Origin of the sequence: Lichenicoccus sp. (assembly GCF_965276875.1) — a bacterium.
Classification (GTDB): Bacteria; Pseudomonadota; Alphaproteobacteria; order Acetobacterales; family Acetobacteraceae; genus Lichenicoccus.
The window spans coordinates 2,179,613-2,198,374 of sequence record NZ_OZ255701.1 but is presented as its reverse complement, the minus strand read 5'-3'; the positions used below and the strand labels follow the sequence as shown (position 1 = coordinate 2,198,374).

17 protein-coding genes are annotated in these 18,762 nt (G+C 67.3%); 8 read left to right on the top strand and 9 right to left on the bottom strand.

What is annotated here, in order from left to right:
* Window positions 1–7: 7 nt before the first annotated feature.
* Together ACQY4K_RS10610 and ACQY4K_RS10605 are read right to left on the bottom strand one after the other, a co-directional pair.
* Window positions 8–643: an RluA family pseudouridine synthase gene (locus ACQY4K_RS10610; protein ID WP_428390178.1), complete on the bottom strand. Its 636-nt coding sequence runs from the start codon at window positions 641–643 to the stop codon at window positions 8–10.
* A 14-nt stretch (window positions 644–657) separates the two neighbouring features.
* A complete protein-coding gene (locus ACQY4K_RS10605) occupies window positions 658–1,860 on the bottom strand; it encodes an MFS transporter (RefSeq protein WP_428390177.1) in 1,203 nt (400 codons plus the stop codon).
* 86 nt (window positions 1,861–1,946) lie between these two features.
* Here ACQY4K_RS10605 and ACQY4K_RS10600 point away from each other — a divergent pair, with 86 nt between their 5' ends.
* The 3 genes from ACQY4K_RS10600 to ACQY4K_RS10590 all read left to right on the top strand — a co-directional run bounded on the left by ACQY4K_RS10600 (window position 1,947) and on the right by ACQY4K_RS10590 (window position 4,086).
* Window positions 1,947–3,269 carry an MFS transporter gene (locus ACQY4K_RS10600; RefSeq protein ID WP_428396068.1) on the top strand — a complete coding sequence of 441 codons (1,323 nt, stop codon included), beginning with the start codon at window positions 1,947–1,949 and terminating at the stop codon, window positions 3,267–3,269.
* A gap of 117 nt (window positions 3,270–3,386) precedes the next feature.
* On the top strand, window positions 3,387–3,776 hold the full coding sequence (locus ACQY4K_RS10595; protein ID WP_428390176.1) for a type II toxin-antitoxin system RelE/ParE family toxin: 390 nt from the start codon (window positions 3,387–3,389) through the stop codon (window positions 3,774–3,776).
* The gene (locus ACQY4K_RS10590; RefSeq protein WP_428390175.1) at window positions 3,757–4,086 is read left to right on the top strand and encodes a helix-turn-helix domain-containing protein; all 330 of its coding nucleotides are present in this window, start codon (window positions 3,757–3,759) and stop codon (window positions 4,084–4,086) included. The genes ACQY4K_RS10595 and ACQY4K_RS10590 overlap by 20 nt, the downstream gene beginning before the upstream one ends.
* 12 nt (window positions 4,087–4,098) lie before the next feature.
* Here the strand turns inward: ACQY4K_RS10590 and ACQY4K_RS10585 are convergent, their stop codons facing one another.
* From ACQY4K_RS10585 to ACQY4K_RS10570, 4 genes are all read right to left on the bottom strand, one after another.
* The gene (locus ACQY4K_RS10585; RefSeq protein WP_428396066.1) at window positions 4,099–4,479 is read right to left on the bottom strand and encodes a HigA family addiction module antitoxin; all 381 of its coding nucleotides are present in this window, start codon (window positions 4,477–4,479) and stop codon (window positions 4,099–4,101) included.
* A 225-nt stretch (window positions 4,480–4,704) separates the two neighbouring features.
* Window positions 4,705–5,652, bottom strand: a complete 948-nt coding sequence (locus ACQY4K_RS10580; protein WP_428390174.1) for an MYG1 family protein — start codon at window positions 5,650–5,652, stop codon at window positions 4,705–4,707.
* Window positions 5,653–5,659: 7 nt separating this feature from the next.
* Window positions 5,660–8,248: a DNA translocase FtsK 4TM domain-containing protein gene (locus ACQY4K_RS10575; protein ID WP_428390173.1), complete on the bottom strand. Its 2,589-nt coding sequence runs from the start codon at window positions 8,246–8,248 to the stop codon at window positions 5,660–5,662.
* A 411-nt stretch (window positions 8,249–8,659) separates the two neighbouring features.
* Window positions 8,660–9,823, bottom strand: a complete 1,164-nt coding sequence (locus ACQY4K_RS10570) for a pyridoxal phosphate-dependent aminotransferase (protein ID WP_428395888.1) — start codon at window positions 9,821–9,823, stop codon at window positions 8,660–8,662.
* Between the two features lie 297 nt (window positions 9,824–10,120).
* Between ACQY4K_RS10570 and ACQY4K_RS10565 the strand changes: the two genes are divergently transcribed.
* The 5 genes from ACQY4K_RS10565 to ACQY4K_RS10545 all read left to right on the top strand — a co-directional run bounded on the left by ACQY4K_RS10565 (window position 10,121) and on the right by ACQY4K_RS10545 (window position 14,329).
* On the top strand, window positions 10,121–10,258 hold the full coding sequence (locus ACQY4K_RS10565) for a hypothetical protein (protein WP_428395886.1): 138 nt from the start codon (window positions 10,121–10,123) through the stop codon (window positions 10,256–10,258).
* Between the two features lie 210 nt (window positions 10,259–10,468).
* The gene (locus ACQY4K_RS10560) at window positions 10,469–11,212 is read left to right on the top strand and encodes a TIGR04282 family arsenosugar biosynthesis glycosyltransferase (RefSeq protein WP_428395884.1); all 744 of its coding nucleotides are present in this window, start codon (window positions 10,469–10,471) and stop codon (window positions 11,210–11,212) included.
* On the top strand, window positions 11,209–12,576 hold the full coding sequence (locus tag ACQY4K_RS10555; RefSeq protein ID WP_428395882.1) for a hypothetical protein: 1,368 nt from the start codon (window positions 11,209–11,211) through the stop codon (window positions 12,574–12,576). Before ACQY4K_RS10560 ends, ACQY4K_RS10555 begins: the two co-directional genes overlap by 4 nt.
* Entirely contained in the window at window positions 12,573–13,625 is a 1,053-nt protein-coding gene (locus tag ACQY4K_RS10550) for a radical SAM/SPASM domain-containing protein (RefSeq protein WP_428395880.1), read from the top strand. Before ACQY4K_RS10555 ends, ACQY4K_RS10550 begins: the two co-directional genes overlap by 4 nt.
* A gap of 2 nt (window positions 13,626–13,627) precedes the next feature.
* The gene (locus tag ACQY4K_RS10545; RefSeq protein WP_428395878.1) at window positions 13,628–14,329 is read left to right on the top strand and encodes a glycosyltransferase family 2 protein; all 702 of its coding nucleotides are present in this window, start codon (window positions 13,628–13,630) and stop codon (window positions 14,327–14,329) included.
* A 62-nt stretch (window positions 14,330–14,391) separates the two neighbouring features.
* Here ACQY4K_RS10545 and kdpC read toward each other — a convergent pair whose 3' ends face one another.
* Genes kdpC through kdpA form a run of 3 tightly spaced genes read right to left on the bottom strand, consistent with a single transcriptional unit; the run spans window position 14,392 to window position 18,737 of the window.
* On the bottom strand, window positions 14,392–14,988 hold the full coding sequence (gene kdpC, locus ACQY4K_RS10540; RefSeq protein ID WP_428395876.1) for a potassium-transporting ATPase subunit KdpC: 597 nt from the start codon (window positions 14,986–14,988) through the stop codon (window positions 14,392–14,394).
* Window positions 14,989–14,999: 11 nt separating this feature from the next.
* Window positions 15,000–17,039, bottom strand: coding sequence for a potassium-transporting ATPase subunit KdpB (gene kdpB / locus ACQY4K_RS10535; protein ID WP_428395874.1), 2,040 nt, complete (start codon window positions 17,037–17,039; stop codon window positions 15,000–15,002).
* A complete protein-coding gene (gene kdpA / locus ACQY4K_RS10530) occupies window positions 17,040–18,737 on the bottom strand; it encodes a potassium-transporting ATPase subunit KdpA (protein ID WP_428395872.1) in 1,698 nt (565 codons plus the stop codon). It abuts the gene before it with no gap.
* Window positions 18,738–18,762 lie beyond the last annotated feature (25 nt).

The following is an 18,762-nucleotide window of genomic DNA, read 5'->3' as shown; positions in this document are numbered from 1 at the left end:
TAGGGCCCTATCCGGCCATTACCCGGTAGCCGCACGCCGAAAGTGCGGCGCGCATATGCGCGGGCGGCGGCGCGATCGCCTCCACCGGCGGGGCCAGCGGCAGGGCGATCCGGCGCGCCAGCAGCTGCAGGCCCTCGGCCGCGATGCCGTAGCGCGCGTCGCCGACCACGGGGCAGCCGAGGCTTGCGCAATGCACCCGCGCCTGGTGTGTACGTCCGTGGCGAAGCCGCAGTTCCAGCCAGCTCCGGCCCTGTGCATGGCCAAGCACCACATAGTCGGTGCGCGCCGGCGCCCCGGCGGCATCGGCAACCATGCGCCAGCCGGTCCGGTCATGCAGCTTGGCCAACGGCACGGTGATCGTTCCTGTCTCCTCCGATGGTGTGCCCTCCACGATCGCCCAGTAGGTCTTCTCCGCGCGGCCGTCGGCAAAACAGGCTTGCGCCTCGCGCAACGCAGCGCGTCGCAATGCGATTACCAGGCATCCGGCGGTATCGGCATCGAGACGGTGCGCGAGCCAAGGCCCGTCGCGCCGTCGCGACAGCAGCCCAAACCAGTCCTCCACCGAAGGCCCACCCCCCGGACCCGCATGCACCTTCAGCCCGGCCGGCTTGTCGAGCACGACAAAGCGGCTGTCCACGAACAAGGGGGGTGGCAGGTTCAGCGTTTCGGCACCGGCAGCAGCACGGCGAGGATGCCTATCGCCGGCAGCCAGGCGCAAAGCCCATACACCGCAACGATGCCGATATGGTCGGCGAGCACGCCCAGCACCGCGGCCCCCAGCCCACCCATGCCAAACGCAAGCCCGAAGAACAGCCCCGACACCATGCCCACCCGCCCGGGCAGCAGCTCGGTGGCATAGACCAGGATCGCCGGGAAGGCCGACGCTAGCAGCATCCCGATCACCACGCTGAGCCCCAGAGTCCAGCCGAGCCCGACATGCGGCAGCAGCAGGCTGAACGGCAGCACCCCCAGGATCGAGCCCCAGATCACCGCCTTGCGTCCAATCCGGTCGCCGATCGGGCCGCCCGCGATGGTGCCCGCCGCGACCGCCGCCAGAAACACGAACAGCCCGAGCTGGGCATGCCGCGCCGAAAGGTCGAACCGGTGCATCAGGTAGAAGATGTAGTAGCTGGAGAAGCTGGCCAGGTAGAAAAACTTGGAAAACACCAGGGCGATCAGCACACCGATGGCCAGGCGGACACGCCCACCGCTCAGCCCGTGCGCCTCTCCCGCCAGTGGCCGCGTGCCCTGGATGCGATTCTGGTGCGCATACCAGCGTCCGACCGCGCCCAGTAGTATAATGCCGCCCAACGCGGCCAGAGAGAACCATGCCAGAGACGCGCGGCCGTTCGGCAGCACCACGAAGGCGGCGAGCAACGGCCCCAGGGAGGAGCCAAAATTGCCGCCAACCTGAAACACCGATTGCGCCAGGCCATGCTGGCCGCCGGACGCCAGACGAGCGATGCGCGAGGACTCGGGATGAAAAATCGAGGAGCCGACGCCAAGCAAAGCCGCACCCCCAAGCAGCTCGCCATACGAGTGCGCCACCGCCAGCGCCAGTAGCCCGCCCATCGACAGCGCCATCCCCGCCGACAACGACCACGGCAGCGGCTTGCGGTCGGTGAACTGCCCGACCAGCGGTTGCAGCAGCGATGCGGTGACCTGGTAGCACAGGGTCAGCAGCCCGATCTGGCCGAAGGAGAGATGAAAGCCGCCCTTGAGCAGCGGATAGATCGCAGGCAACAGCGACTGGATGGCATCGTTGAGCATGTGGCACACGCTGATCGTGCCGAGCACCGTACCGGCAACGCGGCGCTTTGCCGGGAGCGGGACCTGTTCGCGTGTAAGGCTCTGACTCAAGTGCTTGCTTTCCCATTCCCGCGGACCGCGCTTTGACGGCCGCGGCCGCCTTCGACGGCCTGGCCGGCAACGCCCGCAAGCTGGCAATGTTCGGGCTCGCGCTGTCGGTGCTGCTTACGACCCTGGACTATTCCGTGGCGAATGTCGCGTTGCCGACGATCGCGCATAGCATCCATGCGCGCGCCGCGGACTCGATCTGGGTGGTGAACGCCTATCAGCTCGCCAGCCTGATCGGCCTGCTGCCGCTCGCCTCCGCGGGCGAGATCACCGGACAGGACCGCCTGTGCCGGGTCGGGCTGCTGGTGTTCGTCGCGGCCTCGCTATGCTGCGCCGCCTCGCAGAGCCTGCTTCAGCTCTCCCTCGCGCGCGCACTGCAAGGCATCGGCGGTGCGTGCATCATGAGCGTGAACGCCTCTCTGGTGCGCTACATCTATCCGCAGCGCCTGCTTGGCCGCGGCATGTCCCTGAACGGCCTGGTGGTCGCACTCGGCGTGGCACTCGGCCCGACCGTCGCCGCCGGCGTGCTGTCGGTGGCGAGCTGGCCCTGGATTTTCCTGATCAACCTGCCGCTCGGCCTGATCGCGCTGCTGTTCGCCACCATCAGCCTGCCGAAGGTGCCCCGCGCGCCGCCGGAGCGCCGCTTCGATTGGCGCAGCGCCGTTCTTCTGGCCCTCGCCATTGGCCCGCTGGTCGTCGGCCTCGACCGGCTGGCGCACCAGGGCAGTCCAGGCCTGTCTCTCATGCTGGTCGGAGCAGGAATCGCCTGCATGGCCTGGCTGGTGCGCCGCCAATTATCCAGCGCGGCCCCGCTGCTGCCGGTCGACCTGCTCCGGCTCGGGGGCTTTCGCACCGCCTTCCTGGTCGGCTTCCTCGCCTTCGTGGCCTCGAACTTCTTCATCATCGCCATGCCGTTCTTCTTCGAGCTGACCCTGCATCGCTCGGCGGTGCAGACCGGCCTGCTGATCACGCCCTGGCCGATTGCGATCGTGCTGGTCTCGCCGCTCGTCGCCACCATCGCCGACCGCTACCCAGCGGGCCTGCTGTCCAGTATCGGGCTCGCCATCACCGGCACCGGCTTCGCCCTGCTCTGGGCGATGCAAGTGCACCCCTCGAACGTCGACATCGCCTGGCGCATTGCCCTCGCCGGCGCCGGCTTCGGCCTGTTCCAGCCACCGAACAACCGCGCCCTCCTGACCGCGGCCCCGGCCCAACGCTCCGCCGGCGCCAGCGGCATGGTGTCGGTGGCGCGGCTGTCAGGACAGACCATCGGGGCGATGCTGGTGGCAATGGTGTTCCAGTTGCTGCCGCACGACTCCGCCCGCCACTGTCTGGCCTCCGGTGCGCTGGTCGCCTTCGCGGCAGGGCTGCTGAGTGCTGGCCGCCTGCGCCCGCACAGCAATACATCATGAACGCACGCAAGCTGCGCGCGGGTAGGGTGGCTTCGGCGGCCGCAAGGAGTAGAGCCGGCAGCCACCTAGAACGATCTTGCCTATCGTGTGTATTTGAACTATGGTTCAACGAACTACATGGCAATCGGCGTTTTCAAGACGAAGTGGCTGGCGCGTTTCGCGCGTCGGGAGCGCATTACGGACGAGAGCCTATGGGAAGCAATCGGTCGAGCGGAGCGCGGCATAGTCGACGCCGATCTTGGCGGAGGTCTGATCAAGCAGCGGGTAGCGCGTGAAAGGCAGGGGCGGTCCGGGGGATACCGGATGCTGGTCGCTTACCGGTCGCGCGGCAGGGCGGTGTTTCTGTATGGCTTCGCCAAGAACGAACAGGAGAACATCGGTCCCGACGAGTTGGTATCGCTGCGCGAGATCGCTGCTACCTGGCTGCACGCGGATGCGGAGCGGATAGCGGGGGCCGTCACGGCAAAGGAGCTACAGGAGGTCGAACATGGCGAAGCAGGAACTTAGCCGCTTGGCGAAGGTGATCCTTGAGACGGCCGATGGCATGCACCGGACCGGCATCATGGGCGATGACGCACACACGAAGATCACGCTGCGGCATCTTGGCAAGCCGACCGGCGCGGCAGAACCGATCACCGGCGAGGAGATCCGCAAGGTTCGCGAACAGGCGCATCTAAGCCAAGCGGTGTTTGCGCGCTGCCTCAACGTAACGACCGGATACGTGTCCCAGCTCGAACGCGGTACGAAGCGGCCGACTGGCGCGGCGCTGGCGCTGTTGAACGTCATTCGCCGCAAGGGGATCGAAGTTGTATCGTGAAGCCGGTGCAGATCAAGTCACGGCCGAGGTAGCTTCCACGGCATCGCACTCGTCGGATACATGCTCAAGCACTTTGCGAACCTGTGAGGAGTGCATGACGTCTCTGGATCGGTGAAACGCCACCGATTTCCGCCATGCCGAAAAATCCTCCCAAGCGTGAACTCGGATTTCTTTAAACCAGGCTCGGCTGCGCTTGATGTCGGGCCTGAGGGGCAGAGCCTCGATCTCCGCGCCTGCCACCTGCGCTGCAAGACGAAGGTCGTAGGCGGTTTGCAGGTTCAACCAGAACTCGGCCGAAGTGCGGAACCAATGGCCGAGGCGCAAGGCGGTATCGCCCGTCATAGCTCGCTTGCCGTTGATGATCTGCGACACGCGGTTCGGCGGCACGTTGATCTGCCGGATCAGCTCGCTCAGGAAGATGCCGAGTTCTTCCAGCTCGTCCGCAAGGATTCGCCTTCGTCAGTAATAATCTATGATTTTGACATTGAACGGCCCGGCGGCATCACGCGGCCATTCAAAGCAAATCCGCCAATGGTCGTTGATGCGGATGCTGTATCGCCCGGCGCGGTCACCCCGCAGGGTTGGTGATCGGCGGCTGGGCTAAGCGTGCAGGAAGCGTCAGACTTCATCCCGTAGCGCTGCACGCGCCATCGCCAGTGCGCCCTCGCGCGTGCGCGCGGCCGCCACGAAGCGACGCAGATGTACGAAGACGGCATCGGCGACACCCGTTTGGGCTACGAGGTCCTCGCCCTGCAGGCCGGCCCACGCCTCCGGCAACGGCAGGCGCTGGGCGAACGAGCCGGGCTCCGGCGGCATCGCGTCGATCATCCAGTTGCCGTTGCTGGCCGGTGAGACTGTGAACAGCACCGGCAGCGCGTGCGCGAACACCGCGTTCTTCCAGGGCATGCCGCGATCCAGAACCAGGATACGCGGATCCGCGCCAGACGCGTGCGCCGCCAGCACCAACGCCTCGGCCGCGTGCCGCGCGCGCAGGCTGCCGACGCGGCGGGTCAGCATGGCCTGGGCGAGCGCGGTCGCCTCCCCGAACGCCGCGTCGCCGGCATTCGGTCCGGACGATGCCGGATCGTCCCAGGACGGATTGAAGTCGCCAATCAGCGTCGCCAGGCCCAAGGTGTCGGACGCTGCCGAGCCTTGCGGGGAGACGCCGTTATCGATCTCGTCGATCTGGCGCACCACGCTGTGCTCGATTTCGTCGGCAATGGCGCGGGCGTGGTCCGGCGCATCCAGCAGGGCTGCCACCGCCGCCTCGCCGTAGCTTTGCCAGACCAGCCCAGCGGCGCTGAACGGCGTGCCGTCGGCGCGTAGCGGGGCGCCGCGCTGATGATGGTCAAAGCGTCGCGCTTCGGCATCGAAGCGGCTGCCGACGTCCCAGACGATGTCCGCGCTTTCGATCAGCTCCGGTTTGCGGGTGCGTAGCAGCGTGTAGTCGACGCCTGCCTCGCGCAGCCCGAGTGCCAGGCGCAGCACGGCATGCGCGAACACCTCGTCGCAATGGAACTTGCCGCTGTGCGTGGCCAGCACAAGGCGCTTCGGCTCGGATTGCATCGGCGGGCTAATCCTGTTCCGCCGCCTCGCGCCGGACCAGCACCTCGCGCTTGCCGACGTGGTTGGCGGGTCCGACGATGCCCTGCTTTTCCATCTGCTCGATCAGCTTGGCGGCACGGTTGTAGCCGATCGACAGGTGGCGCTGGATGAACGAGGTCGAGGCCTTGCCCTCGCGCGCGACGAGGGAGACGGCTTGGTCAAACAAGCCGGTCTCGCTGTCGAAGCCGCCGCCATCGAGGCCGTTGCCGCCACTGCTGGAGGAGGTAGCACCGGGCTCCTCCTCGAACACCGAGGTCACGTCCTCCATATAGTCGGGCTCGCCCTGCTGGCGCAGGTGGCGGACCACGTCCTCGACCTCGGTGTCGCCGACAAAGGGGCCGTGCACGCGGGTGATGCGGCCGCCACCCTGCATGTAGAGCATGTCGCCCTGTCCAAGCAGTTGTTCCGAGCCCTGCTCGCCGAGAATGGTGCGGCTGTCGAACTTGCTGATCACCTGGAAGCTGATACGGGTCGGGAAGTTGGCCTTAATCGTGCCGGTGATGACATCGACCGACGGCCGCTGCGTCGCCGCGATCACGTGGATGCCGGCGGCGCGCGCCATCTGTGCCAGGCGCTGCACCGCCGCCTCGATCTCCTTGCCGGCGACCATCATCAGGTCGGCCATCTCGTCGATCACCACGACGATATAGGGCAGCCGTTCGAGCTTGAGCGGCTGCTCCTCAAACGTCGGCTTGCCGGTTTCCGGGTCGAAGCCGGTCTGCACCCGGCGCATCAGCACCTCGCGGTTGGCCAGGGCGGCAGCGACGCGCTCGTTGTAGCCGAGCATGTTGCGCACGCCGAGCTGGCTCATGCCGCGATAGCGCCGCTCCATCTCGCGCACCGTCCATTTCAGCGCGGTCACCGCCTTTGCCGGCTCGGTCACCACCGGCGCCATCAGATGCGGGATGCCGTCATAGATCGACAGCTCCAGCATCTTCGGGTCGATCAGGATCAGCCGGCACTCCTCCGGCGACAACCGATAGAGCAGCGACAGGATCATCGCATTGACGCCGACCGACTTGCCCGAGCCGGTGGTGCCGGCGATCAGCAGATGCGGCATGCGGGCCAGATCGGCATAGACCGGGCTGCCTGCGATGTCCTTGCCGAGCGCGAGGCACAGACGCGAGGTGTTGTCCTGCCAGGCGTCGGCATCCAGCAGCTCGGAGAAATACACCGTCTCGCGCCGGGCGTTGGGGACCTCGATGCCGATCACGTTGCGTCCCGGCACGGTGGCGATGCGCACCGCGGTCACCGAGAGCGAGCGCGCGATGTCGTCGGCGAGCCCGATCACCCTGGCCGAGCGGATGCCAGGTGCCGGTTCGAGTTCGTAAAGCGTTACGACCGGTCCGGCATGGATCGCGCCGATCGCACCCTGCACGCCGTAGTCCGACAGCACCGTCTCCAGCAGCCGGGCGTTGGCCTGCAGGCTCTCCGGCGACGGGCCGCCGCCGGCGCGCGGGGGTGCTGCTTGCAGCAGTGACAACGGTGGCAGGGTCCAGGCGGCAGTGTCCGGGTCGGGAGCCGCGCGCGGTCGCGCCGCGGTCTCGGCGCGCGGTGTCGGCGCAGCGGGCCCACTGACACCGAGCAGTTTGCGGATTGCCGACAGGCCGCCCTCGCGGTGTGCTGTGTCGGGCGCGGGTGGCTTGCGCCTGCTGGCCGGGCGTAACGGCGGCGCCGGGATATCGTCCTGATCCTGCCCGGGCGGCAGCATGTAGCCACCGGACGATGAACGCAGCCTTGGCTCACGTCGCGCTGGCGCCGGCATCGCCAGGGAGCTGGCCTGTGCGGCGGTCTGCGCCGCGATTGGCGAGCGACCGGACGAGACCGGCTCGGACGCATGATCTGCCATCATATCCGGGTCGGGCCTGCGCCGTAGCCAGAAGCGATGACCGCCATCGCCCCGCCGCAGGCGTGCGGCGCCCCCCTTGAAGCCGTTCTGGGCACCACGGCCGGCGGCGCGCCATTCCCCCGCCGACAGGCCGAGCGAGAGCGGCGCCAGCACCAGCGCCAGCAAGCCTCCCAGTGACCAGAGTGCGGCGCCGCCATACGGCCCGATGAGGGCGCGACCGGCGCCAAAGGTCATTTGCGACAACTTCCCGCCGACCGCCCCGCCAAGCCCGGCCGGCCCCGGCCACGACCATCCATGTCCGCCAAGCAGCAGCATCACGCCCGCGAATGTGCCGGCGCAGGCCGGCACAGCGCAGAGCAAGGCGATCAGCCGCAGCGCCGGCGCTTGCAGGCCACGATGCGAGGCGACCCGCCAGGCCCAGCCCAGCATCGCCAGTGGCGGCAGCAGGCAGGCCATGCCGAAGCCCTGGATCAGCAGGTCGGCCGCGATCGCGCCCGGTGCTCCGAGCAGGTTCGTCGGTGCCATTGGGGTTGCGGTATCGAACGACGGATCGCCGGGGTTGTAGGAAGCCAGCGCCGCCAGGGTGGCGAGTGCGACCACCGCCAACGCGACGCCCGCGGCCTCCGCAAACCGGCGCCGGGTGATGTCGCGAAGGCGCGAGGCGGTGAGAGATCCGACGGTCAGGCGGCTACGGAGGGCTGCGGGCATCAAGCGTCTTTCAGCGTGCGGGTCCAGCGTGCGGGCAAGGTGCATGCAAGCCTATCGCACAACCCCGCGCCAACAGAAGCAGTCCATGCAGGTGGCTAGCGTGGCGATGATCGTCCGGTCGCGGCGATGTCCCTGCGGGAGCGGCCGACGGCCTCTCGCGGCAACATGACCGCGCCCAGCAGACGGACGCCGACGAGGAAGTCCTGCGGCCGCCGGCTGCCGGGCATTCAACAGCCCGGCCTCACCCGTTACGGCTTCTCTGCTCTCGGACTGCCACATAGCCCCAGGATTGAAGCAGAAAAACGCGATGTCAGATGAAAGTCCTCAAGTGAAACCCCTTGAGATCACCGGCCACCCGAAGTGTGGAAGGGCCTGCGGTAGCGATGCCTGAGCGTCTCGCGACTGGAGCCTTCAGGCGGCGGCTAGATAGCGGTCCAGTGCCGCGATCGCGGGTGCGCACGCGGCTGTGCCGAGGCCGATCCGAATATGGTCGGCGGCGACGGCGGCCAGCGGCGAGTGCCACAGGCTGGACGGCAACACGAGCACGCCGGCCTCGCGCACCAGGGTGGCGGCGAACGCGTCCGCCCGGCCGGGCCCGAGATAGCGCGGAAAGGCCAGCACGCCGCCATTCGCCGCGGGCGCCTCGAACCGTTCGCCGTGCCGCGCCAGCACCGGCAACAGCCGCGACCAGTTGGCGCGCGCGAGGTCGCGATTGCGCGCGATGATGTGCGGCGCGCGGCGCAACGCCATCTGTGCCAGCGCCTCGCTGGGCCGCGCCAGACAGCTCGACAGCCCGCTCTTGGCGTTCATTGCCAGCGCCAGGACGGTCTCGTCGCGGCAGGCGATCCAGCCGACCCGCAGGCCGGGCATGCCGAAGCTCTTGGAGAGCGCATCGATGGAGATCCCGCGCTCGTAGAGGTCGACGACCTGCTGCTGGTCCGGGTCGCTGCCGATTGCGCGATAGACCTCGTCGTTGATCAGCCACAACCCATGCTTGCGACAGAGCGCCACCAGGTCAGCGAGGGTTTCGGGTGCTATGCCGGCGCCGGTCGGACTGTTCGGGAAATTGATCAGCACCAGCCGCGTGTTCGGCCGAATGGCGCGCGCAATCCGGTCCACGTCCAGCCGCCATCGCGCGTCCGGCTCCAGCGGCACGCCGGAGACGGCGCATCGGGACGTCACCGCTGTTTCGGAGGGCTGGTAGATCGGCACGACGACGATTGCGTGGTCGGTCGGCTGCAGCAGCGCCTCGGCGACACAGGTGAGGGCCTCCTGGGCGCCGGCGCAGCACAGAACCTGCGTCGGCGTGATCGTCCGGTAGCGACCGGCGATCGCGGTGCGCAGGCCGAGGGTGCCTTGCGGATGCGCGTAGCCCAGATCCATCGCCGACCACAGTGCCAGATGCTCGGGTGAGGCAGCCTCCAGCAGCGACGCAAGGCTGAGTGGCTGGCACTCGGAGGCGCTGAGATCGTAGCGAATAACTGCCTCATGGTGCGCCAGGAAGCCGCCGAGGACAAAGGCCTGGTTGCGGCCAACCGCGGCGGCCGGCATCGAATAAGGTGCGTCGGTGCTCACGCTGCCGATCTAGACGCAGGATGGTGTCCTGAAGATGGCAGCCTCGCACGTGTATAGATTCCATACCCGCGCGGAATTGGACGCTGCAATGGTGCAATCGTAACGCACGCGGCCATCGCAGCGGCTCCGGGATCCCCGATGCTCAGACGCACGGCAATTCGCCTCACCGGCATGGCTCCCGTCTCACTTCTGACACGGTGGCCGCAGCCTGCGGCGCCTGCAACCTCCAGATCCGACTTTGTCAACGCGCCTCATGTGGTCGTGTTCTGCCCGGGGCTGCGCGCTCCGTCGCAACTCATGGCCGCGCCGCTCCGCTACGTAGCCGCCTTCAACCGGCACGTTTTGAACCGCAATGCCGCCGCATTCATACGCTTCCTGGCCATAGATGAGGTGCGCACGAGCCTGCGACAGGCCGGGCTGGAGATCGACACATGACACCGCCGCACGCTGGCATGCGGGAGCTGGGCGACAATCGGGGCGAGGCGCTGCCGGCAGCGTATGGCACCCCGTTCAAAATTAGGATACCGACCAGATTAGCCTTCAAGAATTCCAAATTCGTGACAACACTCTCCGCTACGAACCGCCGCCCTGGCGGGTTCTGGGTGGATCGAGGCTACAACTGGTTCAGCGGGTCTTGATCGACGCATGACAATTCCGTCCCATACGCAAGGCGCCTGCGCGATCGCGGTCATGGCCAAGGCGCCACGCTCAGGCTTCTCCAAGACGCGCCTGGTGCCACCGCTCACCGCGCCTCAGGCGGCCGCGATGAGTGCCGCGTTCCTGCGCGATACCACCGAGAACATCGCACTGGCCGCCCGCGCGGCCGCAATCGACGGCTATGTCGCCTATGCCCCCGCCGGGCTGGAGGCACTGTTTGACGGCCATGTCGCGCCCGGCACCCCGCTGCTGCTGGCGGACGGCGACGCCGCGATGCCGGGCTCCGTGCGCGGCTTCGGTCGCTGCCTGCTGCACGCCATCACTGTCTTGCTGGATCGCGGCTACACCTCCGTCTGCGTGCTCAACTCGGATGGCCCGACCCTGCCGACGGGGATCCTGGTGCGGGCGGCTGCACTCCTCGCCGAGCCCGGAGACCGTGCGGTCTTCGGACCCGCCGAGGATGGCGGCTACTATATTCTTGGGCTGAAGGCGGCGCACGCGGCCCTGTTCGAGGACATCGACTGGAGCACGGAGCGCGTCGCGGCCCAGACGCGCGCGCGTGCCGCGTCGATCGAATTGCCGATGGTCGATCTGCCGCCCTGGTACGACATCGACGACCATGCAGCACTCGCTCGGCTGCTCGACGGCCCCACGCGGGCCGGCCCGGACGCCTACCACGCACCCGCAACCTGGGCCTGCATCGACCGTCTCGGCCTGCGACGCGCCTCGTGAAGATTGTGTCCCTGTCGATCGCGGGCGCCGCTCTGATCGGCCTCATTGTGCTGGGCCTGTCGCTGCATGTGCCGCATGCCGACAGCGTCGGATCGGTGGCGCTGACCAACCGCTTCGTCGGTGTCATGGCACTCGCCGGCGTCGTCTATCTCGGCGCCTGCGCGCTGGTCCTGCGCCATACGGTGCAGCCGCGACTCATGCTCTGGGTGGTGCTCGGCGTGGCACTGGCGATGCGCCTGCCGGTGCTGCTGGCGCCACCGTTCCTGTCGAGCGACGTCTATCGCTATGTCTGGGACGGCAGGGTGCAGGCGGCCGGCATCAATCCCTATCGTTTCGTCCCGGCCGATCCGGCGCTGGTCAGGCTGCGCGACACCGCGATCTACCCGCATATCAACCGGCGCACCTACGCGCGGACCATCTATCCGCCGATGGCCCAGGTGATCTACCGCGCGATTGCGGCCTTCGCCCAATCCGTATGGGCGGTGAAGGTCGCGATGGTCGGCTTCGAGTGTCTTGCGGTCGTCTGTCTGATCGCGCTGCTGCGCATGGCTGGCCTGCCCGACACGCGAGTGCTGATCTATGCCTGGAACCCGCTCGCGGTGTGGGCCTTCGCCGGCAACGGCCATGTCGACGCCGCCGCCGCCGGACTGATCGCGGCCGCCCTGCTGGCCCGGGCGGCTCGTCGCGATACCCTCGCCGGCGCGGTGCTGGCGGCGGCGACCCTGGTCAAGTTCTTTCCACTGGCGATCGCGCCGGCGCTATGGCGGCCGTTCGTGCGCCCGGTGAACTGGCAAGCGCCGGTGGCGTTCCTCGCCGTCGTGATCGCGCTCTATGCCTGCTATATCCAGGTCGGCTGGCACGTGCTCGGCTTCCTGCCGCATTACGGCAGCGAGGAGGGCTTGCGCCAGGGTACCGGCGTCTGGCTGCTCGACGGGATTGCCGAGGTCTGCACGCTGCCATCCTGGACGTCGGCGGCCTATCTGGCCATTTGCGCCAGCGGCCTGGTCGCGGCGTCGCTGTGGCTGCTCGCACGCAATCGCGCAGCTCTGCCGCCGGCTCTCGATGTTTTGCGTCTGTGCCGACAAGCCGGCTGGCTCGGCTTTGCGTTCATGCTCCTGCTCAGCCCGCATTATCCCTGGTATTTCCCGTTCCTTGCGGTGTTCGCCACCATCGCACCGTCGCGCGCCGTGATCTGGCTCTCCGTGGCGCCTTTGCTGCTCTACCTCGATCCAATCGCCGACCTTTTCATCTGGCGTGGTCTGGTGTTTGCCCCAGCCCTGCTCCTGGCCGCACGCGATCTCCGCGTCCGCGCCGCCAAGCGCCAGCCCGCGCTCTGGTCCGCCCCCACTACAGGACAAGTATGATGTCGATCACTCTCAACGAGTCCCGCCGCTACTTCGAGAAGGTCGCACCCACGCGCACCGCCGAGGCGGTGGCCCCTCCGGTCTGCCTGTATCTGGAGGTGACCAACCGCTGCAATCTGCTGTGCGAGACCTGTCCGCGCACCTTCGAGGCGCTGGAGCCGCCGGCGGACATGAGCTGGGAGCTGTTCACCAGGATCGTCGACCAGGTGCCCAACCTCGCGCGCGCGGTGCTGCACGGCGTCGGCGAGCCGATGCTGGTGCGCGCCCTGCCGCGGATGATCCGCTATCTCAAGGACCGCAACGTCCATGTGCTGTTCAACACCAACGGCACCCTGCTGAACCCGCGCAAGTTCCCCGAACTGATCGCAACCGGCCTCGACGAGCTGCGCGTCTCCGTCGATGCCGCGGATGCCGCGACCTACAAGCTGGTCCGCGGCAAGGATTTCTTCCACCGGATCGTTCGCGACGTGCGAGCGCTGACCCGCTACCAGGCCGAGAATGGCTTCACCAAGCCGGTGGTCTCGCTCTGGCTGACCGGCATGAAGGAGACGGTGCAGCAGCTCCCCGACTTCGTCCGTCTCGCCGCCGACATGGGTGTGCGCGAGGTGCATCTGCAGCGTCTGGTGTTCGACGAGACCGGCTTCGGCATGGCGCGCAAGGAGAGCTCGCTGTTCGAGCAGAACCAGGGCGAGGAGCGGATTGCCATCGAGGCAGCGCAGGCGCTGGGCGCCGAGCTCGGCGTCACCTTGGATGCCTCCGGCGCCACCGAGCCCGGCCTGAGCCTGAAGAAGGCCGACGAGGCGCAGCCCTGGTCGGGTTGCCGGCGTCCCTGGTCGTTGATGTATTTCACTGCGCACGGGCGCGCGCTGCCCTGCTGCATCGCGCCGTTCTCGGCACGCGGCTACGAGACCTATACGCTGGGCGACGCCACCCAGCAGAGCTTGCGCGAGATTTGGAACGGCGCCGCCTACCAGGATTTCCGCGAGAACCTGCTCGGCGACACCCCGCCGAAGCCGTGCCAGGGCTGCGGGCTGCGCTGGAGCCTGTAGGCGTGTCCATCGCCGCGGTGATCCCGGCCTTCAACGAGGCCGGGGCCATCGGGCCGACCGTCGCCCGGCTGCCGCGCACGCTGGTGGACATTGTGCTCGTTGTCGACGGAGGCAGCACCGATGCGACCGTAGCCGAAGCTCGCGCGGCCGGCGCCGAAATCATGGTCGAGCCTCGTCGCGGCTACGGCCGCGCCTGCCAGAGCGGCGTCGAGCGGGCGGCAGCACTCGGTGCGACCATCGTGCTGTTTCTCGACGGCGACGGCAGCGACGCAGGCGAGCTGGCCGCGCGGATCGTGGGTCCGGTGTGCGACGGCGACGCCGACTTCGTGCTCGCCCATCGCACACGTGCCGGCCGCGATCCCGGCAGCATGGGGCTGCACCAGGTTCTGGCCGGCCATCTGGTGGGCGGCGCCGTCGGGTTGCTGACCGGCACCCGCTACCGCGACATGTGTGCGTATCGCGCCATCCGCGTCGACGTGCTGCAAGGGCTCGGCATGCGCGAACTGACCTATGGCTGGAACCTGGAGATGCAGATGCGCGCGGCGTCGGCCGGCTTGCGCGTGATCGAGGTGCCGATGCCCTACCATCGCCGGCTGGCCGGCCAGTCCAAGGTGGCCGGCAACCTGCGCGGCACGGTCAAGGCGACCACGCGCATTTTACGCACCCTGGTCAGCGTCACGATCCGAACCCGAAGCAGGGCGTAGGTCGTATACCGGAACGTTCCATGTGTGGACCGTTCTGTGGATGACGGGGACAATCAGGCACCTCAGCCCTGCTTGCTGCCCAGCGCGACATTGAGTTCCAGGACGTTCACATGCGCGGTGCCGACGAAGCCGAGCCAGGGCCGCGTCGCCATTTGGTTGACCAAGGCGATCACGGAAGCGGCGGGAAGATGCCGCGCCGCCGCCACCGCTGGCGCCTGGCGTAGCGCATTGACCAGTGAGATATCCGGATCGAGGCCGGAGCCGGACGATTCCACCGCATCGGCGGGCACCGGGCCGGGGCCGAACGCGCGGCGGTAGGCGGCGACGCGCGTGCCGACGTCGTCGATCATCGCCTTGCTGGTCGACGCCAGGTTTGATGCGCCCGATTCCGAGGCATCATACGGAGTAGGGACCGTGGCACCCTTTGCGTCCGTCCCGGTCAGGGCGGAAGGCCGGCTCTGGAACAGGGTGGGCGACGTGAAGGTCTGGCCGATCAGCGCCGAGCCGACTGGCTTGCCTCCCACCAGGATGAGGCTGCCATTGGCCTGGAACGGCAATGCGAGCTGCGCCAAGCCGGTCACGGCGACGGGAAAGATCAGCCCCAGCACCAGCGTGAACAGGACGACCAGGGACAAAGCGGGGCGGAGTTCGCGCAACATGGCAGGTCCGATCAGGAGAAGACGTGAAAGACGCCGAGGATCAGGTCGATGATCTTGATGCCGATGAAGGGGGCGACGATGCCGCCAAGCCCATAGATCAGCAGGTTGCGACGCAGCAGCGCCGCCGCCCCGAGGGCGCGGAACTTCACGCCGCGCAGCGCCAGCGGCACCAGGACCACGATGATCAGGGCGTTGAAGATCACCGCGGAGAGGATGGCGGATTTCGGCGAGGCCAGGTGCATCACGTTGAGCGCCTGCAGCTCTGGATACGCGGCAATGAAGATCGCCGGCAGGATGGCGAAATATTTGGCGATGTCGTTGGCGATCGAAAAAGTGGTGAGTGCGCCGCGGGTGATCAGCAATTGCTTGCCGATCTCGACGATCTCGATCAGCTTGGTCGGATCGCTGTCGAGATCGACCATGTTGCCGGCCTCGCGCGCCGCCTGGGTGCCGGTCTGCATGGCGACGCCGACATCCGCCTGGGCCAAGGCGGGGGCGTCGTTGGTGCCGTCGCCGCACATCGCGACCAGCCGGCCCTCCGCCTGCGCCCGTCGGATATAGTCGAGCTTATCCTGCGGCGTCGCTTCGGCCACCACGTCATCCACGCCGGCTTCCGCGGCGATGGCGGCCGCCGTAATCCGGTTGTCGCCGGTTACCATCACTGTGCGTATGCCCATCCGGCGAAGCGAGTCGAAGCGTTCGCGTATGCCCGGCTTGACGATGTCCTTGAGCTCCACCACGCCCATCAGCCGGCCATCGAGGCTGACCGCCAGCGGCGTGCCGCCGGCGCGCGCGACCCGGTCCACCGCCTCGCTGAATTCGGCGGGGCCGTTGGCGACGCCGAGCGTGCCCAGCACCGATCCCACGGCTCCCTTGCGCCATGATGTGTTCGCATGGTCCAGGCCGGAGACACGGGTATTGGCGCTGAACGGCACCATCTCCGCGCCCTCGGGCATCGTCGGCGCGATGCCCAGACGGTCGCGCACGTAGGTCACGATTGAGCGGCCTTCGGGGGTTTCGTCGCCGAGAGAGGCCATCACCGACGCCTCCGCCAGTTCGCGCTCGCCGACGCCGCGCACCGGGTAGAGTCCCGCCGCCATGCGGTTGCCGAAGGTGATGGTGCCGGTCTTGTCGAGCAGCAGCGAGTCGACATCGCCCGCCGCCTCCACCGCGCGCCCGGATGTCGCCACCACGTTGAAGCGGATAAGCCGGTCCATTCCGGCGATGCCGATCGCCGACAACAGGCCGCCGATGGTGGTGGGAATCAGGCAGACGAACAAGGCCACCAGCACCGGGATGCTGAATTTGGTGTGCGAATAGGAGCCGAAGCCGATCAGCGTCACCACCGCCACCAGGAAGATGATGGTCAGGCCCGCAAGCAGGATGTTCAACGCGATTTCGTTGGGCGTCTTGCGTCGCTCGGCGCCCTCGACGAGGGCGATCATGCGGTCGATGAAGGTCGATCCCGGCTCGGCGCTGATCCGCACCACCAGCCAGTCCGACACCACCTGGGTGCCGCCGGTGACGGCGCTGCGGTCGCCGCCGGCCTCACGTATCACGGGCGCGGATTCGCCGGTGATCGCACTCTCGTTGACGCTGGCGATGCCCTCGACGATCTCGCCGTCGGACGGGATAATGTCCATGGTCTCGACCAGGACGAGATCACCCTTGTGCAGGTATGGCGCCGGGGTCGGCTTGAAGATGTGGTACTCGCGCGGATCCAGGATCAGCTTGGCCATGGTTTCCGAGCGCGCGGCGCGCAGGCTCTCGGCGCGTGCCCGGCCGCGCCCTTCTGCCACCGCTTCGGCGAAGGTTGCGAACAGCACCGTCAGCCACAGCCAGACCGCAATCGTGATCGAGAACTCCGCTTCCTTGCCGGCAATCAGATCCTCGATCGCGACAATGCTGACCAGGGCAGCCACGATTTCGGTGACGAAGATTACCGGATTGCGCGCCAGGGTTATGGGATTGAGCTTGGCCAACGCGTCGAGGCCGGCGCGGCGGATGATCGTGCGGTCGAACAGACCAATCGTTTGCGTGTCGGTGGTCATCTAGTAGGTCTTTCCGGCGACAAGGACGAAGTGCTCGGCGAGCGGCCCCAGCATGTCGGCGGGCATGAACTGCAGGCCGCCGAGGATGATGATCACGCCGACCAGCAGGCCGATGAAGAGCGGCCCGTCGGTCGGAAACGTGCCGCTGCTGGGCGGCAGCTTCTGCTTGGCGGCGAGCGAGCTGGCGATCGCCAGTGCCGGGATCATGAAGGCGAAGCGGCCCAGCAGCATCGCCGTGCCCAGGCCGTAATCGAGCAACGTCGTGTTGGCGGAAAGTCCGGCCATGGCGCTGCCATTGTTTTCAGTCGCTGACGTCCAGCCATAGAGCATTTCGGACAAGCCGTGCGGGCCGGCATTGGCCAGCGAGCCAAGCCCGGACTTGGTCAGCAGCGACATCCCGGCACCACCGAGGATCGACACGGTAAGGATCAGGAATGCCAGCATGGCCAGCTTGATCTCCTTCGCCTGCACCTTCTTGCCCAGATATTCCGGCGTCCGCCCGACCATCAGCCCGGCGATGAACACCGCGAGCAGGGCGAAGATGACGATGGTATAGAGGCCCGATCCGACCCCGCCCGGCGAGACCTCGCCAAGCTGCATCAGGAACATCGGCACGGCGCCGCCAAGCGGCATGTAGCTGTCGGTGAAACTGTCCACCGCGCCGGTCGAGGTGCCGGTCGCCGAGACATTATATGATGCCGATGCGGCGATGCCGAAGCGGACCTCTTTGCCGACGAAATTGCCGGAGTGCGCGACGACACCGGCATGCGTGAACAACGGATTGCCGGAGGCCTCCGCGGCATAGGCGCCGAAAATGCCGAAGCCGAGAATGATCGCCATGACCGCGTAGAGTGCGACGCCTTCGCGCTTGCGGCCGATCATGTGGCCGAGTGCGATCGGCAGAGAGAAGCCGATCACCAGATCCAGCCAGTTCTCCAGCAGATTGGTGAAGATCGTCGGGTTTTCGAAAGGATGCGCGGCATTGGCGTTGAAAAATCCACCGCCATTGGTGCCGAACTCCTTGATCGCCTCCATGAACGCCACCGGGCCGCGGGCGATCGTCTGGCTGTCGCCGGCAAGCGTGTGCGCGCTGGCATATGGAGCGAACGTCATCGGCACGCCACTGACCAGCAGCGCCACCGTGGCGACGAGCGTCACCGGCAGCAGCAGGTACAGCGTGATCCGGGTCAGATCGACGTAGAAATTGCCGAGCGTCTTGAGATTGCCGGCGGTGAAGGCGCGCATGACGGCGGCGGCGGCGGCGATTCCGGCGGCGGCGGAGATGAACATGTGCACGGCCAGGCCCAACATCTGCGCGCCGTTGGAAATTTGCGATTCCGGCGTATAGGCCTGCCAGTTGGTGTTGGTGGTGAAGCTCGCCGCCGTATTGAAGGCCAGCATCGGCGGCATGCCAACGGTGGCTTGCGGATTGAACGGCAGATAGAATTGCAAACGCAGGATCGCATACAGCAGCAGGAAATGGATGACGCTCAGCAGGAGCAGCGCGATCGCGTACGCCTGCCAGCCCATCTCACGCAGCGGGTCGATGCCGCAGACGCGATAGATCCCGTGCTCGACCGATTGCAGCGCTGTGATCCTGCCCTGGAAGAGACGCGCCATGTAGGCGCCAAGCGGGATTGCGGCGCCCAGGACGAGCAGCAGCATCAGCGCGATATATGCGCTGCCATGCCAAGTCATGATGTCGGACTTTCCTGCAATGAAC

What these genes read in the sequence shown, in the direction of transcription:
- ACQY4K_RS10600 (WP_428396068.1), top strand. Translation starts at nt 1,947, where the DNA reads ATGTTCGGGCTCGCGCTGTCGGTGCTGCTTACGACCCTGGACTATTCC.
- ACQY4K_RS10595 (WP_428390176.1), top strand. Translation starts at nt 3,387, where the DNA reads ATGGCAATCGGCGTTTTCAAGACGAAGTGGCTGGCGCGTTTCGCGCGT.
- ACQY4K_RS10590 (WP_428390175.1), top strand. Translation starts at nt 3,757, where the DNA reads ATGGCGAAGCAGGAACTTAGCCGCTTGGCGAAGGTGATCCTTGAGACG.
- ACQY4K_RS10580 (WP_428390174.1), bottom strand. Translation starts at nt 5,652, where the DNA reads ATGCAATCCGAGCCGAAGCGCCTTGTGCTGGCCACGCACAGCGGCAAG.
- ACQY4K_RS10575 (WP_428390173.1), bottom strand. Translation starts at nt 8,248, where the DNA reads ATGCCCGCAGCCCTCCGTAGCCGCCTGACCGTCGGATCTCTCACCGCC.
- ACQY4K_RS10565 (WP_428395886.1), top strand. Translation starts at nt 10,121, where the DNA reads ATGGCCGCGCCGCTCCGCTACGTAGCCGCCTTCAACCGGCACGTTTTG.
- ACQY4K_RS10560 (WP_428395884.1), top strand. Translation starts at nt 10,469, where the DNA reads ATGACAATTCCGTCCCATACGCAAGGCGCCTGCGCGATCGCGGTCATG.
- ACQY4K_RS10550 (WP_428395880.1), top strand. Translation starts at nt 12,573, where the DNA reads ATGATGTCGATCACTCTCAACGAGTCCCGCCGCTACTTCGAGAAGGTC.
- kdpC (WP_428395876.1), bottom strand. Translation starts at nt 14,988, where the DNA reads ATGTTGCGCGAACTCCGCCCCGCTTTGTCCCTGGTCGTCCTGTTCACG.
- kdpB (WP_428395874.1), bottom strand. Translation starts at nt 17,039, where the DNA reads ATGACCACCGACACGCAAACGATTGGTCTGTTCGACCGCACGATCATC.
- kdpA (WP_428395872.1), bottom strand. Translation starts at nt 18,737, where the DNA reads ATGACTTGGCATGGCAGCGCATATATCGCGCTGATGCTGCTGCTCGTC.